Consider the following 15,331-nt stretch of genomic DNA (forward strand, 5'->3'; position numbering starts at 1 on the left):
GGTTCTCGATATGCGGCCGATATGCCGGTGTCCGCCGGGTCGCCGGCGTGGTTCGACGGCGGTCAGGTCGCACCCTCGTCGTCGCCCAGCGACAGCGGCCGCACCACCACGCGCCGGCGGTCGCGGATCCACACGCGTCCGCTCTCGCGGTGCTGGGCGCGGGTCGTGAACCGGTAACGGTAGGCGACGGCGCGCACCTGCGCCGGACGCACCCCGCCGAACGGGTCGTCCCGCAGCAGCCGGAGCGTCGGCGGATCCGCCTCGAGCAGTCGCACCAGCAGCATCGCGAACCAGTCCTCGTACATCCGCCCCAGCGGCAGGAACCACATCAGCCAGTCCAGGCGCAGGTGGTACGGCGCGAACTGCCCGGGGATGCGCTGCCGATCGCTCGGCTTGCCCTTGAAGCCGTATTCGCGCCACTCACCCGCGAGCGGATCCGGATCCGCATCGGGCAGCAGCGTGCCCTCGACCACGATCTCGATCCGCTCCTTGGTCACCGTGCCGAAGGCGCCGTAGGCGTTCGCGAGCTGCCAGCGGTTGAACGACGCGTTCATGGCCTGGCTGCGCGAGAAGAGGTTCCGCACCGCCGGCACCGAGAGCCAGACGTAGAGCACACCGACTGCGGAGGTGACCACGAGCCAGGGCGACGGCAGGCCGCCGATCGTCCAGGGCAGGGCCGTCGGCGGGTGGTGCGGTGCGCCCGACGGAATCCCGATCGCGGAGACGGCGAGCACCACGGTCGCCCAGTTCAGCCAGGCGAAGTTGCCGGTCACGACGAGCCAGAGCTGGGTCGCGATGACCACGCCCGCGCTGACCGCGCCGACGATCGCCGGCACGGGGCCAGGAATCCACAGCCCCAGGATCGGGGCGAGCAGCAGCCAGGGCGCGCCGAGCTGGGCGACGTGGTTGCCCACCACCTCGAGCCGGTGGAACCAGGGCGGCAGCAGATGCGCCTGCCGGCTGAGCGGGCCTGGCATGGGCTGCGTCTCGTGGTGGTACATGAGCGCGGTGAGATCGCGCCATTCGCGACCGCCGCGGATCTTGATCATGCCCGCGCCGAACTCGAGCCGGATCACGAGCCACCAGAACAGCACGATCACCACGGTCGGCGGCGGCTGCGACGCGGATCCGAGGAACGCGGCGAGGAACCCCGCCTCGAGCAGCAGCATCTCCCAGCCGAAGCCGTAGAAGGTCTGCCCGATCGACGAGATCGACATGTATCCGAGCCACAGCAGCAGGAAGCACGCCATCGGCACCCACGGCGGTGCGAGCTGCGGCAGGCCGGCCACCAGAGCGGCCGACACGACGATCCCCGCGACGCACAGCGCCGCGAGCCGCCGATCGGTGTAGCGCACCCGCAGGAACAGCGTCGGCCGCAGGAGCCGGCGGGCGCGGGAGGAGGACCCGGCCCAGGCGAGCAGCTCCGGCGCCGGGAGCAGGCCGTGCTCGCCCAGCAGCGCGCGGAACTGGTTCAGAGTGCTGACGAAGGCGACCAGGTAGAGCGCCGCGATGCCTCGCTGCAGCACCTCTCGCGCGAAGCCGAAGTCGACCGCCGCGAAGCCGTCCATACCGGAAGGCTACGCGCGGGGCCCGGATCCTGACAGGTGCTCTCCCCCTGCCCTTCAGGTCTCCGCCACCCACCTTCGGGTCGTCCCCGTGAGCGCACCCAGGGGCTCCGCTGACGGGGACGACCCGAAGGTGGGTGGCCTTCCCCTGCGCTCCGCACGCGACACCTGCACGACGTCGCGACGCATGCACGATCCGATCGCGGATCCGGTCGTGCATCCGTGGCAGGGTCATGCAGGCGTCGCGCGTCGCGAACCGGCCCGCGAACCGGGCCGGGGCCCGGGTCAGAGCGCGGCGAGCAGGTCCTTCATCTCGGCGATCTCCGCCGTCTGCGCGTCGATGATCGCAGCCGCCAGGTCGACCGCGGCGGGAGCTGCCCCGTCGGCCTTCTCGGTGCGGGCCATGTCGACCGCGCCCTCGTGGTGCACGATCATCTGCTGCAGGAACAGCTTCCCGGCCTCGGCACCCGGAGCGGCCTCGAGCGCCGCCATGTCGGCCTCGCTCATCATGCCGTCGCCGTGGCTCATGGATCCGGGCGCCGCGGACGGCACGCCCCAGTCGGCGAGCCAGCCGCGCATGGTCGCGATCTCGGGCGCCTGCGCGGCCTTGATCCTCGTCGCGAGCTCCGTCACCCGCGCGTCGACGCCGGTCTTGGCGAGCAGCGTGTCGCTCATGTCGATCGCCTGCTGGTGGTGGCCGATCATCATGCTCGCGAACATCGCGTCGGCGTCGTTCGCGGTTCCCTGGGCGGATCCGGTTGCCGGTGCGGACGCACCATGCGTCATCCCGGGCATTCCGGAGTGGTCGGTCGCCGGCGCACAGGCGGTGAGGGCGGCCCCGGCGAGGGCGATCGCGCCGATCGCGAGGGCGCGGTGGAAGGTGCGGATGGTCATGTCGTTCTCTGCTTTCGTCGTCGATGACGCGCACCGCCGGACGGCGGTGCGCGAGGCCGTGCCCGGCGCGTCCGCCCGCGGAACGGGGAGTGCGGGACGCGCTGGATCCGGCTCATCTGCGACTGATGCAGAGGGCGGAGATGCTCGGAGGGCGCGGCGCGGCGGGAACGTTCGCCGCAGAACTGGTGGCGGGTGCGACGATCGCGGGGCGCAGATCCTCTGCGGGCGGTCCGGGCAGCGCGGCGGGCGCCACCGGAGCGAGCACGCAGCCCTCCGCCATCGCGGCGTGCTCGGCGCAGTCCGCGCAGCCGTCACCGGCCACGGCATCCACGGCATCGACGGCCTCCACGGCATCCACGATCTCGTGCGCCGCCGTGGTCGCCGGCATCGGCGACCCGGACATCGCGACGTGCGCGGACGGATCCGCTCCCGCCATCGGAGTGCCGTGCCCGTCGAGGACGTGCATCCCGAGCAGCCCCGCGATCACCGCGGCGACGAGGAGCGCGATCCGCAGCGACCACGTCGACGACGCGCCCACGACTCGGATCCGATACCCCACGGGGGTACAGCATACCGGCCCCGGTCCGCGAAGGACCGAGGCCGGCACGGTGGGCGAATGCGCCCGGTTACTTCTGCAGCCAGTCGAAGTCGCCGCCGTGCTCCTTGACCCATTCGTCGATCGCCTGGGGTTCCTTGCCCTCGCCGAACTGGTTCACGACCATGTCCTCGAGCGAGCCGTACTGCGCGTCGTCCAGCTTGATCTTGCCGATCAGAGCGGCGGCGTCGGGGTGCTTCTCCGCGAAGCCCTTCGCGCCGAGGAAGTGCAGCCCCTCGGGCTTGCCCATGGCGCCCTTCGGATCCTTGAGGTCCTTGACGGGGTAGGCGCTGTTGGCCCAGAACGGACGCCACAGGGTCACCGCGATGTCCTGCTTCTTGTCGGTCGCCGACTTCAGCTCGGTGAGCATCGCGGCGGTCGACGACGTGACCAGCTGGTACTCGCCGTCCAGGCCGTACTCCGGCATCATCTTCTGCGTCTGCGCGGTGAGACCGGCGCCGGGCTCGATGCCGATGATCTTGCCGCCGAAGGTCGAGGCGCGGCCCTTGAGCTGATCGATCGAGTCGATGTCGGAGTAGGTGGGCACCGCGATCGTGAGGCGGGCGTTGCCGTAGTAGGTTCCGAGGTCGTCGATCGAGCCCTGGTACTTGTCCATGTACGCCTTCTGCGTGACCTCGGGCCACGCCGACGGGAAGATGTCCACGTCGCCCTGCGACAGCCCCGCGTAGAGCGGGCCCGCATCGGAGAGCGTCTGCATCTTCACGTCGTAGCCCATCTTGCCGAGCTGGTCCTGCAGCAGGTACGCGGTGCTCAACCCGTCCGTCCAGCTGGGCAGGAACCCGATCGTGATCGTGCCCTTGTCGCCCTTGCCGGCGCCGTTCGTGGGGGCCTTGCCCGCCATCTCGAGCGTGCCGCCGGCGCCGTCGCTCGCGCATCCGGCCAGGGCGAGCACGGCCGCGACTCCGAGCGCCGCGAGAGTGGTGATCCTGCTCTTACGCATGCTGCAGCTCCTTCTCCTCGGCGGATGCTTCCGGGGTCTGATCGACCACGGCGGATGCCGTGGCCAGGCGCCGGGCCGCGCGGCGACGCGAGAGCATCCCGAGCAGCGACGCGGGGTGCTGTCCGAGCGATCCCAGCGACGCGGTGACGCGGTCCAGGAAGACCGCGATCAGCACGACGCCGAGTCCGGCTTCGACGCCCTTGGCGATGTTGACGGTCGAGATCGCTTCGACCACGAGCTTGCCGAGCCCATCGGCCCCGGCCATGCCGGCGATCACGGCCATGGACAGGGCGAGCATGATCACCTGGTTGACGCCGGCGAGGATCGTGGGCATCGCCAGCGGCAGCTGGATCCCGCGCAAGATCTGACCCGGTGTCGCGCCGAACGACTGTCCGGCCTCGACCGTCTCGGAGTCCACCCCGCGGATGCCGAGCTCGGTGAAGCGCACGCCCGGGGGCAGGGCGAAGATCACCGTGGCCACGAGGCCCGGCACGACGCCGATGCTGAAGAACACGATGGCGGGGATGAGGTAGACGAATGCGGGCATCGTCTGCATGAAGTCGAGCACGGGCTTGAGCACCGCGCGCACGGTGGCGTTGCGGGCCGACCAGATGCCGAGCGGGATCGCGATGACGACGGCGACCGCCCCGGCGACGAGCACCAGTGCGAGCGTCTGCATTGCGGGGACCCACAGGCCCATCGCCACGATCAGCCCGAACGAGATCACGGTGCCGATCGCCAGGCGCCAGGAGCGCACGAGCCAGGCGATGAGCGCCGCGATGATGATCACGACGTAGAACCACGGCATCAGCAGCACGAAGCTCAGGCCGTCGACGAGGAACGAGACCACGGTCGAGATCACGTGCAGCAGGCCGTCGAGGTTGGCCTTGATCCAGTCGACCGCGACGGCGACCCAGGATCCGATGGGCAGGACGTTCATCGGGTGACCTCCTCGTTGGGCGCGTCCGGTGTGGTCGGCGTGCTCGGTGTGGTCGGCGTGCTCGGTGCGCTCTCGGATGCGGGCGCGGTCCAGCCGTCGTCGAGGATGGCGTCGACCTCGGCCTGCGGCAGCGGCAGCACCGGCAGGTTGATCTCGCCCGTGGCACCCGGGCCGGGGCCGAGGGCGGCGAGCAGCGTGACGCGCGGGATGACGCCGACGAGCCGGCCCTCCGCGTCGGCCACGGCGAGCGGCACCGGGGACTCCACCGCGGGGATGAACAGATTCATCAGGATCTCGTCCTCGTCGACGACCTGCGTGGCGGGCTTGAGCACCGACGTGATGGTGCTCTCGCCGCGGCGGATCAGCTTGACGACGTCTCGGTCGGTGACGACCCCCTTGAGCGTGCGGTCCCGGCCGACGACGTACGTCGCCGACATGAACGCGTCGCGCATCTGCTTCAGCGCGGTACGCGGGCCGGCCGTCTCCGCGACGACCGGACGCGGACGCTCCATGACGTTCGCCGCGGTGAGCACCCGGGCGCGGTCGACGTCCTGCACGAACTGCTCGACATAGCTGTTGGCCGGGTCCGTGAGGATGTCCTCCGGCGTGCCGATCTGCACGATGCGGCCGTCGCGCATCACCGCGATGCGGTCGCCGAGGAACATGGCCTCGTTCAGGTCGTGGGTGATGAACACGATCGTCTTCTGCAGCTTCTGCTGCAGCTCGAGCAGCTGCTCCTGCATCTCACGGCGGATCAGCGGATCCAGCGCACTGAACGCCTCGTCCATGAGCAGGATGTCGGTGTCCGCCGCGAGTGCCCGGGCGATGCCGACGCGCTGCTGCATGCCGCCGGAGAGCTCGGACGGCAGCTTCTCGCCCTGGCCGTCCAGGCCGACGAGAGTGAGGATCTCCTCGGCCTTGGCCAGGCGCTCGGTCTTGCCGATTCCCTTGAGCTCGAGCGGATACGCCACATTCGCGGCCACGGTGCGGTGCGGCAGCAGCGCGAAGTGCTGGAACACCATCGACACGCGGTCACGGCGGATCTCGCGCAGACGGGAGGCGGGGATGCCGGTGATCGGGTCGCCGGCGACGAGGACGGATCCGTCCGTCGCCTCGTGCAGCCCGTTGAGCATGCGGATGATGGTGGACTTGCCGGATCCGGACAGTCCCATGATGACGAAGATCTCGCCGCGGTTGACGGTGAAGCTCGCGTCGATGACGGCGGCGGTGCCGGCATCGGCGACGGCGGATCGGGTCTCGCCGGCCTTCAGCCGGCGGACGGCCTGGTTCGGATTCCTCCCGAACACCTTGAACAGATGACGCGCTTCCAGAGCGGTTTCGGACACGTTTCCCCCGCGGCCTCACCCATCGGGGAGGCCTGCATCGGTCTCGCCCGGGTGATGATCACAGGGCCGTTTCGAACCAAGCCATGCTGGCGGCGCAGGAGGAGGATTTCGGATCCTCAGCAGAGATCATCGACCGTACGCCCACGCCTCTTCGTGCACAGCAGAATCGAAAGAAGGACGCGACCGCGGACTGGTCTTGGGGCCATCAGGCCCGCATTCCAACGTAACGAGAACCTGATCCCGTGGCAAATCCGCGGTCGATGGCCCACCCGACCCGATGCGGCGAGGACGGCGCTCGCGCGGCCGGCGTTCGCGCGTTCGGGGAGCAATGTCTGTCCTCGATCGGGCTCGGTAGCAGCAGACATTGCGCCTCGAAGCCCGCGATCAGCGCCGCACGGACCGGGTGACCGTGAACTTCGGAGTGCGCGCGAGCTGCTCCGTGACACCGACCGCTGCGGCGAGCGCGCGACGGTGATCGAGGTGCGAGTTGAAGACGGTCCAGACCTCGCCACCCGCACGGAGCATCCGCGCAGCGGCGTCGATGAGCCGGCGTCCCGCTCCTTCGTGCACACTCGCGCCGAGGTGGAAGGGCGGGTTCAGCAGCACGAGGTCGACGGATCCGTCCGGGATCTCGGATCCGGCATCGTCGAGAGTCACGGTCACCCGGTCGGCGACGCCGTTGGCCGCCATCGTGGCCCGCGCCGACTGCACCGCTGCCGCGGAGCGATCGGTGGCGACGACGCGCGCGCTCGGCACCGCGAGGGCCAGCGATGCGGCGAGCGCACCCGTGCCGCAGCCGAGGTCGACGGCTGTGGCACCCTCCCGTCCGGCGAGGGCGGCGAGCTCCGGGGCGCGCTCGCGCATCACGTCGAGCAGCACCCGGGTGCCGATGTCGATGCGGTCGCCGGCGAACGCCCCGCCGTGCGCGCACAGAGTGAGACCGAACTCCGGGTGCGTCGAGGACACCGGGAACGGCGGGTCCGCAGGCACCGGCCGCGGATCGGTCGCGACGATCAAGCGTGACTTGCGCGCGGCGCGCTGGGGCTGCACATGGCCGAAGAAGCGGGCGAGCACCTCGTTCTGCGCCAGGGTCATGTGCTTCACGCGCCCCCCGGCGAGCAGCATGACGTCGGCCGCCGCCCAGCGCACGACCGCATCCGCGATCTCCTCGAGCTCGGCGAGGCCCTTCGGCAGCTGCAGCAGCACGAGCCGCGCGTCGCGCAGCAGCTCGGCGTCGAGCTCGCGCGAGTCGAAGCCCGTCGCCCCGAGTTCGGCAGCGTTGCGGGCCAGCGCGCGGCGCCCCGACACCAGATCCTGGTGCACGCGCACGCCGTCCAGGCCCGCGGAGACGAGGGGCAGGGTGAGCGCGCCGTACCCGTCGCCGATCACGGCGATCGCGGATCCGTCGATCCCGTGCTCGACGGCCGACGCTCGTGCGGCCTCGACGAGCAGCTCGTCCGTCGCGTCCCACGCCTGCAGATTCGGCGCCTCCACGTCGGGGAACCGGCGCAGGCGGGCGTAGGGGAACTCGGGCACCCGTTCAGCGTACGCGGACGCCGGTTTCGAGCCGGAGGGTGGGAATCAGGATCCGTTTTCCTTCCCGTCGCACAGGCCGGGCGAGGATACTGGGGAACGATGAGCGCAACGTTGACCGTCACCCAGGTCGTCCTCCCCACCGCCCCCGTCGGATCCCCGAACCCCCTCCCCGCGATCGCCGCCATGCCACAGGCGCCGTACGAGGCCACCACGGAGGGGCTGCCCGCCGAGATGGCGGCGAACATCCGGTACGGGCAGGTCACGTCGATCCATCCGTACCTGCTCCAGGACGGCTACGACCGCGAGCGCACACCGGCGCCGATGCGCCTCGCCGTGCTCGAGAACGAGCAGCTGCGCGCCGAGTTCGCCCTCGACCTGGGCGGCCGGCTGGTGCGGCTGTTCGACAAGACCACCGGCCGCGACCTCGTGTACCGCAACGCCATGCTGCAGCCGGCGAACCTCGCCCTGCGCGACGCGTGGTTCTCCGGAGGCGCGGAATGGAACATCGGCATGCGCGGTCACTGGCCGCTGACCTCCGCCCCGCTGTACGCCGCCGCGATCACCGGCGACGACGGCGAGCCGATCCTGCGGATGTGGGAGTACGAGCGCGTGCGCGGCCTGATCCTGCAGATCGACGCGACGCTCGACGGTGCCGCCCTGCACGTGCGGGTGCGGGTGCGCAATCCGCGCGACCGCGAGACGGGGATGTACTGGTGGACGAACATCGCCGTCACGCAGACCGAGGGAAGCCGCGTGCTCGCGCCGGCGACGCACGCCTACATGACCGGTTACGACGGCACGCTCGGCCGGGTGGACCTGACCGAGACGGATCCGCGTCTGCCCGCGTCGGCACCCGCCGCCGCGGACTACTTCTTCGACCTGGCGCCGGGTCTCGCCGCGGACGCCGCTCCTGGCGCACCGGCACCGCGCCCCTGGATCGCCGCGGTCGACGCGGACGGATCCGGCCTCGCGCACGTCTCGACCGCAGGACTGGTCGGCCGCAAGCTCTTCGTCTGGGGCGACACCCCGGGCGGGCACCGCTGGTGCGACTGGCTCGGCGGCGAGACGGGCGCCTACTTCGAGATCCAGGCCGGGCTCGCCGCCACGCAGTACGAGCATCTGCGCATGCCGGGCGGGGCGACGTGGCAGTGGACCGAGACGTTCCTGCCGCTGACGCTTTCGGATCCGGCTCTCGATGGATCCTGGAACGAGGACGTCGCCGTCGTCGGCGCCCAGGTGCTCCGCACGGCGGATGCCGCCGGATCCGCCGGCATCGCCCGGCTCGAGGCCGCTGCCGACGTCGCCCCGGACGCGCTGCTGTCGGCGGGCTCCCCCTGGGGCGCGCTCGAGCAGGAGCTCGCGGCCCGCGCCGGTTCGGCCTTCGCCTCGCTGCCCGGCGTGCGGTTCGCGCGTGAGGGCGAGGAGGGTGAGTACTGGGCGGGGCTGCTGGATCGCACACCCGACGCGGCCGCGGACGCCGCGGAGCCGGATCCGCTCGACGCCCCTGCCTCCTACGTCACCGGCGAGGAGTGGGACCATCTGCTCGCCGAGGCGCCCTCCACGTGGCTGACGCACTATCACCGCGCCGTCGCCGCGCACGCCCGTGACGAGCACGGCACCGCGATCTCGCATTACGAGGCCTCGCTGCGCCATCGCCGCAGCCCTTGGGCGCTGCGCGGGCTCGGGCTCGCCCTGCGTCAGTCCGACGGAGGCACCGCCGCGCAGGCGCAGGGGATCAGCCGGCTCGCCGAGGCGCGCGAGCTCGCCCCCGGCCTCGCACCGCTCGCGCTCGAGCTGGCCGAGGCGCTGCTCGCCGACGGACGCGCCGACGAGGTGCGCACCCTGGTCGAGACCCTGCCGGCAGAGCTGCGCGGGCTCGGGCGGTTCCGCGTCGTGGAGATCCGCGCCGCCCTCGCCGCCGGAGACACGGAGGCCGCGGGCCGGATCCTCGAGGAGCGCTTCGAGGTGCCGAACCTCCGCGAGGGCGAGCTGAGCATGTCGGCGCTGTGGCACGAGGCGTTCCCCGACCGCCCGGTGCCGGCCTGGTACGACTTCGAGATGGCGCCGGAGGGCTGAGGCCCGGATCCCGCAATCCCGCGGTCGGGCCCTGGTCCATTCCGGCCTCCCGGTCCCGCGGCTGCGTCCTGGTCCCGCGGCTGCTCCCACTCCTGTTCCCTGGTCGCGTAGCGCCCCTTCCGCGCCTGCGAAGGGGCGCTACGCGACCAGGAAGCGACGGGAGTCAGCCTCGGTCGAGGTCGTCCAGGAGTTGGACGGCAGCTGCCGCGTAGGCGCCGATCCAGCGATCGTGGATCCGCTTGATCGGAAGCGGGGCGAGCGTGAGGTGACGCTCCCTGCCCTCGCGGCGACCGATCACGAGCTCGGCGCGTTCGAGCACCTTGAGGTGCTGCAGCACCGTGGTGCGGTCGAGCTCGGGGAAGCACGCGCACAGCTCGCCCGTCGTCCGCGGCGCGGCGCGCAGGGCGTCGAGCATCCGGCGTCGGACGGGAGCGGCGAGTGCCTTGAAGACGAGATCGTCGTCCTCGGTTCCCTCCACCACATTCATGTTGTAATCTTACAACATGTCTCAGATCGAAATCGCTGCGGACATGGCTCCGCTCACCGAGCTGTCCTTCTCCGTCTCCGGCCGCGTCTCCCGCCCGCCCGCGGAGGTCTTCGAGGCTGTCGCCGATCCTGCGCAGCTCTCCCGCTACTTCACGACGGGCGGAGCTCGGGGCCGCCTCGAACCCGGCGCCGAGGTCAGCTGGGACTTCGCCGACTTCCCCGGACGCTTCCCCGTCGTGGTCATCGAGGCGAAGGCCCCTGAGCGCATCGTGATCGAGTGGGCGGCGGCCCCTGGCAGCAACGACACCGGCACCACGCGCACGGTGTTCGAGTTCGCCCCGATCGACGGGGGTGCGCGCACCCTCGTCACGATCACAGAGTCGACGTGGCGCGCCACCACGGGCGGCGCGAAGAGCGCCTTCGGCAACTGCGAGGGCTGGACCGGCATGCTCGCAGCACTCAAGGCCTGGCTCGAGCACGGCATCAACCTGCGCGACGGCTTCTACAAGTAGCTCTCGCGAGGCAGGCAGTCCTCTCCAACGCCTCCGTGCGGATCCACCTCCGCTCGCTGGTCGCATAGCGCCCCTTACACGGCCGCGAAAGGGCAACACGAGACCAGCGAACGACCTGCCAAGCCGCACCGGATCCGGCCGGTCAGCCCCGCATCCGCGGATCCTCGGTCGGGTCGCGGTACATCGCCGGGCATCCCTGGTCCTTCGCGGAGGGGCTGAGCTCGAAATGCCAGGCCTCGTTGTCGTATGTGCGGCACAGCCCGAACTGCGCGCCGTGGCGGTTCAGCCAGTCCGCAGCGTCGTAGGGGGCGATGTCGACCGCCTGGCCCTTGACGTGCAGCGACGTCTCGGGCGTGCCCACCCAGCGCGACGCCTCGGCCTCGGATCCATAGGTGCGCACGGCGTCGCGCAGCAGCCAGGCCTGGTACGCCTTCGAGCGCCAACCGCTCGCCACCCGCAGCTCGAGCCCGTCCTCCTCGGCCGCGGCGAGCGCCTGCTCGAGCGCCTCGCGCAGGCCGGGTTCCAGCTTCGACACCGCGGGGGCCGAGTCCTGCAGCGACACCGAGTCGCCGTCCGCGATGTAGCCGTCCTCGGCGGTCGGCATGCCGCCGCCGCGTGCGGAGGCGGATCCGCCGTCGCCCGCCGCCACGGGGCCCGGATAGTCGGGGCGCGCCGTGACGGCGGCCGTGATCACCGCGGCGGCGGTGCCGGCGCCCAGCAACGCGAGCACCGTCAGCGTCGCGAAGAACCGGAACAGCCGCCGGCGCCGTCGGGGAGCCTGTGACGCCGGGTGCCGCGGGGCCGGGATCCGCATCGCCGCGCGCATCCCCTCGACGTCGGGCTCCCGGGGCAGGATCCATTCCGGTGCGGATCCGGGTCGCAGCGGAGCAGAGGTGTTCGTGTCCATGCCTCCACCCCATCGAGGCGGACGTTGCCCGGCCGTTCGCGTTTTCGCATACGCCCGCGATATGCCGCTGTGCTTAGGCTTCTGGCATGCGCGTGCTGATCGTGGAGGACGAACCCGCCCTGGCCGGAGCGGTCCGTGACGGGCTGCGTCTCGCGGCGATCGCCGCGGACACCGCCGGGGACGGGCACCTCGCCCTGGAGCTGCTGGACATCAACACCTACGACGTGGCGGTGCTCGACCGGGACATCCCCGGTCCGAGCGGGGACGACATCGCCCAGGCGATCGTCGCCTCCGGATCCGGTCTACCGATCCTCATGCTCACCGCCGCCGATCGCCTCGACGACAAGGCGACCGGTTTCGAGCTCGGCGCCGACGACTACCTGACCAAGCCGTTCGAGATGCGCGAGCTGGTCCTGCGGATCAGGGCGCTGGCGCGGCGCGCCCCGCGGTCGACACCGCCGGTGCACGAGCTGGCCGGCATCAGGCTCGACCCGTTCCGCCGCGAGGTGTACCGCGACGGACGCTACGTCGCCCTCACCCGCAAGCAGTTCGCGGTGCTGCAGGTGCTCGTCGAGGCCGGCGGCGGCGTGATCAGCGCCGAGGAGCTGCTCGAGCGCGCCTGGGACGAGAACGCGGATCCGTTCACGAACGCCGTGCGCATCACGGTCTCGGCGCTGCGCAAGCGGCTCGGCGAGCCCTGGGCGATCCTCACCGTGCCGGGGGTCGGCTACCGGATCGACGTCGACGGCAGCGCGCGCGATGGCGATACGGGCGACGAGGCGACGGACGAGGACGCGACGATGCCGGGGCGCACGAGGAATGCCTGACGCGTCGTCGAGCCCCGCAGAGCCGCCGAGGCCGGCACTCCCCTCGACGCCGACCCTCCCACCCCGCCCGGTCCGCACTGCCGGCCTGTCGGTGCGCTGGCGACTCACGCTCAGCTACGTCGCGCTCGTCGCGGTGGCGGGCGCCGTGCTGCTCGGCGTCGTCGCGCTGTGGCTGCTGCGCTACGTGCCCGACGGCACGGTCTACAACACCGACCCGATCGCCGGCACGAGCTGGGCGCCGAATCGCACCGACATCATCCGCGCGTTCGTTCCGCCCGCCACGTGGGCGCTGCTCGGGCTCATCGCGGTCGGCGTGCTCGGCGGCTGGCTCCTGGCCGGCCGGGTGCTGCGCCCGCTCACCGTGATCGGCGAGACAGCGCAGGCCGTGAGCGACGGCGACCTGGACGCGCGGATCGCGCTGCCGGGCCGCGACGACGAGTTCCGGCGCCTCGCCGACGTCTTCGACGGCATGCTGGACCGCATCCAAGGCGACCTGCAGCGCGAGCGCCGCTTCGCCGCGAACGCGTCTCACGAGCTGCGCACCCCGCTCGCGATCACCCGCGCCGTGCTCGACGTGGCCGAAGCGGATCCGGATCCCGACATCCCTCAGTTGCTCGTGCGCCTGCGCACCGCGAACGAGCGCGCGATCGCCCTGACCGAGGCGCTGCTGCTGCTCGCGCGGCTCGACGCCCGCCCGCCCGCACGCATCCCCGTCGACCTGTCCCTGGCCGCGGAGGGCGCTGTCGAGCTGCTGCACGAGGTGGCCGCGGCTCGTGACGTGCGGCTCGACGCGGTCGGCGACCCGGTCATGGTCCGCGGGGACGCGGCGCTGCTCGACCAGCTCGCCCTGAACCTCGTGCAGAACGCCCTCGTGCACAATCTGCCCTCCGGCGGATCCGCCACCGTGCGCACGCTCCGTCTCGGCGGGCAGGGTGCGCTGGTCGTCGAGAACACCGGAGACCGGCTCGACCCGGCCGTGGTCGCCACGCTGGTCGAGCCGTTCCAGCGCGGCGCCGGCCGCACCCGCGACGGGGCGCACGGCGGATCCGGCCTGGGCCTGGCGATCGCCGGTTCGATCGTCGACGTGCTGGGTGGGGCGCTCGAGCTGACCGCCCTGCCCGCGGGCGGCCTGCGCGTCGAGGCGACCTTCCCGCTGGAGTGACGCGGGTCGGCGCTGCGCGTCGACCTCAGCTCGGCGGGATCCAGATCGGGTCGGGGGCGATGGCCGCCGAGATCCGCCGACTGGCGATGCCGAGCTGTCGCGCCTGGGCGGCGGTGAGGACGTCGAAGACGAGCGTGTCGACGAGCGCCTCGTGACCCGGGGTCGCCTGCTGGACCTTCGCGTGGCCGTCCTCCGACAGCACGGCGAGGGTGAACCGTCCATCCGTCTGGTCGATCACACGCCGGACCCAGCCGCGCTGCTCGAGGCGTGAGACCGCACGCGAGAGCCGCGAGAGCGTGCAGCTCGCGAACCCGGCGAGCACGCTCAAGCGCAAAGATCGCCCCTCGGCGGCGTCGAGCGCGTAGAGGATCCCGAACTCGAAGTGCGTCAGGCCGCTGTCCCGCTGCAGCTGGGCGTCGAGCGCGGCAGGAAGACGCTCCAGGAGCGTCGCGACGGACGCCCAGATCTCCGCTCTGGGCAGCGGCGTCGTGGCGGATCTCGTGGGCTCGGGCACGAGGTCAGGATACCTCGAAACCGAAGAGCGTGACTTGCTCAAGCAACTGAATACGCGTAGGTTGACTTTCCCAAGCAAGTGAAACGGCGACACCGACGCCGTCCGGAACGGAGCGATATGAACCTGGAACTGCACGGCAGGACGGCTTTCGTGAGCGGATCCACCCAGGGCATCGGCTATGCCATCGCCTCCGCACTCACCGCCGAGGGGGCGGAGGTCACCATCAACGGGCGCACCCCTGCCACCGTCGATGCCGCCGTGTCCCGACTGCGCTCGGAGCATCCGGGAGCGCTGCTGCGCGGAGTCGCCGCCGACCTCGCCGACCCCGGGGAGACCTCCCGTCTGCTGCAGGACATCGGCGAGGTCGACGTCCTGGTGAACAACGTCGGCCTGTTCGGGGTCGCGCCGTTCAGCGACATCGCCGACGAGGACTGGCAGCGTTATTTCGACGTCAACGTGATGAGCGGCGTCCGGCTCTCGCGAGCACTTCTGCCGGGCATGCTGCGCCGCGGGTGGGGGCGGGTCGTGTTCATCGCCAGCGAGTCCGGTGTCGACGTGCCCGCCGACATGATCCACTACGGCGCCACCAAGGCCGCGATGCTCGCCCTCGCCAACGGCCTTTCCAAGCTCACCCGCGGGACGGGTGTCACCGTCAACAGCATCCTCGGCGGCCCGACCTATTCCGACGGAGTGGAGGCGGTCGTCACCCAGCTCGCCGCCGCCCAGGGCGTGGACGTCGGGACGGTCAAGGCCGCGATCATCGGCCAGAACCGCACGACCCTGCTCGAGCGGTTCATCGACCCTGCGGAGATCGCGAACCTCGTCGCCTACCTGGCCAGCCCCCGCTCCTCGGCCACCAACGGATCCGCCGTGCGCGCCGATGGCGGCGTGCTCACCACGATGCTCTGACCCGCGTCATCTGCGCCGGAGCGCAAGGCGCCCGCGGCACTGCAGCGACATACACGCGGGTGACCGACCGCCTCGGCGGGAACCTGCGCTCGGCGTCGGCA

The 15,331-nt window shown here is 71.4% G+C and carries 15 protein-coding genes; 5 read left to right on the top strand and 10 right to left on the bottom strand.

Features of this window, described 5'->3' with window-relative positions; translation table 11 throughout:
- Nucleotides 1-62: 62 nt before the first annotated feature.
- From ACFWCK_RS05965 to ACFWCK_RS05995, 7 genes are all read right to left on the bottom strand, one after another.
- The gene (locus ACFWCK_RS05965) at nucleotides 63-1,568 is read right to left on the bottom strand and encodes a lipase maturation factor family protein (protein ID WP_378804999.1); all 1,506 of its coding nucleotides are present in this window, start codon (nucleotides 1,566-1,568) and stop codon (nucleotides 63-65) included.
- 282 nt (nucleotides 1,569-1,850) lie between these two features.
- Nucleotides 1,851-2,459, bottom strand: a complete 609-nt coding sequence (locus ACFWCK_RS05970; RefSeq protein ID WP_378805000.1) for a DUF305 domain-containing protein — start codon at nucleotides 2,457-2,459, stop codon at nucleotides 1,851-1,853.
- Nucleotides 2,460-2,571: 112 nt separating this feature from the next.
- On the bottom strand, nucleotides 2,572-3,018 hold the full coding sequence (locus tag ACFWCK_RS05975) for a DUF6153 family protein (RefSeq protein WP_378805001.1): 447 nt from the start codon (nucleotides 3,016-3,018) through the stop codon (nucleotides 2,572-2,574).
- Between the two features lie 67 nt (nucleotides 3,019-3,085).
- Nucleotides 3,086-4,015, bottom strand: coding sequence for a glycine betaine ABC transporter substrate-binding protein (locus tag ACFWCK_RS05980; protein WP_378805002.1), 930 nt, complete (start codon nucleotides 4,013-4,015; stop codon nucleotides 3,086-3,088).
- Entirely contained in the window at nucleotides 4,008-4,955 is a 948-nt protein-coding gene (locus ACFWCK_RS05985) for an ABC transporter permease (protein ID WP_378805003.1), read from the bottom strand. The genes ACFWCK_RS05980 and ACFWCK_RS05985 overlap by 8 nt, the downstream gene beginning before the upstream one ends.
- On the bottom strand, nucleotides 4,952-6,301 hold the full coding sequence (locus tag ACFWCK_RS05990) for a glycine betaine/L-proline ABC transporter ATP-binding protein (protein WP_378805004.1): 1,350 nt from the start codon (nucleotides 6,299-6,301) through the stop codon (nucleotides 4,952-4,954). Before ACFWCK_RS05990 ends, ACFWCK_RS05985 begins: the two co-directional genes overlap by 4 nt.
- A gap of 384 nt (nucleotides 6,302-6,685) precedes the next feature.
- Nucleotides 6,686-7,837 carry a class I SAM-dependent methyltransferase gene (locus tag ACFWCK_RS05995; protein ID WP_378805005.1) on the bottom strand — a complete coding sequence of 384 codons (1,152 nt, stop codon included), beginning with the start codon at nucleotides 7,835-7,837 and terminating at the stop codon, nucleotides 6,686-6,688.
- A 99-nt stretch (nucleotides 7,838-7,936) separates the two neighbouring features.
- Between ACFWCK_RS05995 and ACFWCK_RS06000 the strand changes: the two genes are divergently transcribed.
- The gene (locus ACFWCK_RS06000; protein WP_378805006.1) at nucleotides 7,937-9,913 is read left to right on the top strand and encodes a DUF5107 domain-containing protein; all 1,977 of its coding nucleotides are present in this window, start codon (nucleotides 7,937-7,939) and stop codon (nucleotides 9,911-9,913) included.
- A gap of 163 nt (nucleotides 9,914-10,076) precedes the next feature.
- On the opposite strand, the gene ACFWCK_RS06005 is transcribed toward ACFWCK_RS06000, so the two are convergent.
- A complete protein-coding gene (locus tag ACFWCK_RS06005; protein ID WP_378805007.1) occupies nucleotides 10,077-10,400 on the bottom strand; it encodes an ArsR/SmtB family transcription factor in 324 nt (107 codons plus the stop codon).
- A gap of 16 nt (nucleotides 10,401-10,416) precedes the next feature.
- Between ACFWCK_RS06005 and ACFWCK_RS06010 the strand changes: the two genes are divergently transcribed.
- Nucleotides 10,417-10,911, top strand: coding sequence for an SRPBCC domain-containing protein (locus ACFWCK_RS06010; RefSeq protein ID WP_378805008.1), 495 nt, complete (start codon nucleotides 10,417-10,419; stop codon nucleotides 10,909-10,911).
- Between the two features lie 142 nt (nucleotides 10,912-11,053).
- Here the strand turns inward: ACFWCK_RS06010 and ACFWCK_RS06015 are convergent, their stop codons facing one another.
- Nucleotides 11,054-11,818 carry a M15 family metallopeptidase gene (locus ACFWCK_RS06015; protein ID WP_378805009.1) on the bottom strand — a complete coding sequence of 255 codons (765 nt, stop codon included), beginning with the start codon at nucleotides 11,816-11,818 and terminating at the stop codon, nucleotides 11,054-11,056.
- A gap of 86 nt (nucleotides 11,819-11,904) precedes the next feature.
- Here ACFWCK_RS06015 and ACFWCK_RS06020 point away from each other — a divergent pair, with 86 nt between their 5' ends.
- Entirely contained in the window at nucleotides 11,905-12,645 is a 741-nt protein-coding gene (locus ACFWCK_RS06020; RefSeq protein WP_378805010.1) for a response regulator transcription factor, read from the top strand.
- Nucleotides 12,638-13,807: a sensor histidine kinase gene (locus ACFWCK_RS06025; RefSeq protein ID WP_378805011.1), complete on the top strand. Its 1,170-nt coding sequence runs from the start codon at nucleotides 12,638-12,640 to the stop codon at nucleotides 13,805-13,807. Before ACFWCK_RS06020 ends, ACFWCK_RS06025 begins: the two co-directional genes overlap by 8 nt.
- A 25-nt stretch (nucleotides 13,808-13,832) precedes the next feature.
- Here the strand turns inward: ACFWCK_RS06025 and ACFWCK_RS06030 are convergent, their stop codons facing one another.
- Nucleotides 13,833-14,321 carry a MarR family winged helix-turn-helix transcriptional regulator gene (locus ACFWCK_RS06030; RefSeq protein ID WP_233311687.1) on the bottom strand — a complete coding sequence of 163 codons (489 nt, stop codon included), beginning with the start codon at nucleotides 14,319-14,321 and terminating at the stop codon, nucleotides 13,833-13,835.
- Nucleotides 14,322-14,438: 117 nt separating this feature from the next.
- On the opposite strand from ACFWCK_RS06030, the gene ACFWCK_RS06035 reads away from it, so the two are divergent.
- Entirely contained in the window at nucleotides 14,439-15,230 is a 792-nt protein-coding gene (locus ACFWCK_RS06035) for an SDR family NAD(P)-dependent oxidoreductase (RefSeq protein WP_378805012.1), read from the top strand.
- Nucleotides 15,231-15,331: the final 101 nt, after the last annotated feature.

Source organism: Microbacterium sp. NPDC060117 (assembly GCF_042729315.1).
Taxonomy (GTDB): domain Bacteria; phylum Actinomycetota; class Actinomycetes; order Actinomycetales; family Microbacteriaceae; genus Microbacterium.

Bases quoted from the DNA above. Each gene is read 5' to 3' on its own strand.
- ACFWCK_RS05965 (WP_378804999.1), bottom strand. From the start codon at position 1,568: ATGGACGGCTTCGCGGCGGTCGACTTCGGCTTCGCGCGAGAGGTGCTG.
- ACFWCK_RS05970 (WP_378805000.1), bottom strand. From the start codon at position 2,459: ATGACCATCCGCACCTTCCACCGCGCCCTCGCGATCGGCGCGATCGCC.
- ACFWCK_RS05980 (WP_378805002.1), bottom strand. From the start codon at position 4,015: ATGCGTAAGAGCAGGATCACCACTCTCGCGGCGCTCGGAGTCGCGGCC.
- ACFWCK_RS05985 (WP_378805003.1), bottom strand. From the start codon at position 4,955: ATGAACGTCCTGCCCATCGGATCCTGGGTCGCCGTCGCGGTCGACTGG.
- ACFWCK_RS06000 (WP_378805006.1), top strand. From the start codon at position 7,937: ATGAGCGCAACGTTGACCGTCACCCAGGTCGTCCTCCCCACCGCCCCC.
- ACFWCK_RS06005 (WP_378805007.1), bottom strand. From the start codon at position 10,400: ATGAATGTGGTGGAGGGAACCGAGGACGACGATCTCGTCTTCAAGGCA.
- ACFWCK_RS06010 (WP_378805008.1), top strand. From the start codon at position 10,417: ATGTCTCAGATCGAAATCGCTGCGGACATGGCTCCGCTCACCGAGCTG.
- ACFWCK_RS06015 (WP_378805009.1), bottom strand. From the start codon at position 11,818: ATGGACACGAACACCTCTGCTCCGCTGCGACCCGGATCCGCACCGGAA.
- ACFWCK_RS06020 (WP_378805010.1), top strand. From the start codon at position 11,905: ATGCGCGTGCTGATCGTGGAGGACGAACCCGCCCTGGCCGGAGCGGTC.
- ACFWCK_RS06025 (WP_378805011.1), top strand. From the start codon at position 12,638: ATGCCTGACGCGTCGTCGAGCCCCGCAGAGCCGCCGAGGCCGGCACTC.
- ACFWCK_RS06035 (WP_378805012.1), top strand. From the start codon at position 14,439: ATGAACCTGGAACTGCACGGCAGGACGGCTTTCGTGAGCGGATCCACC.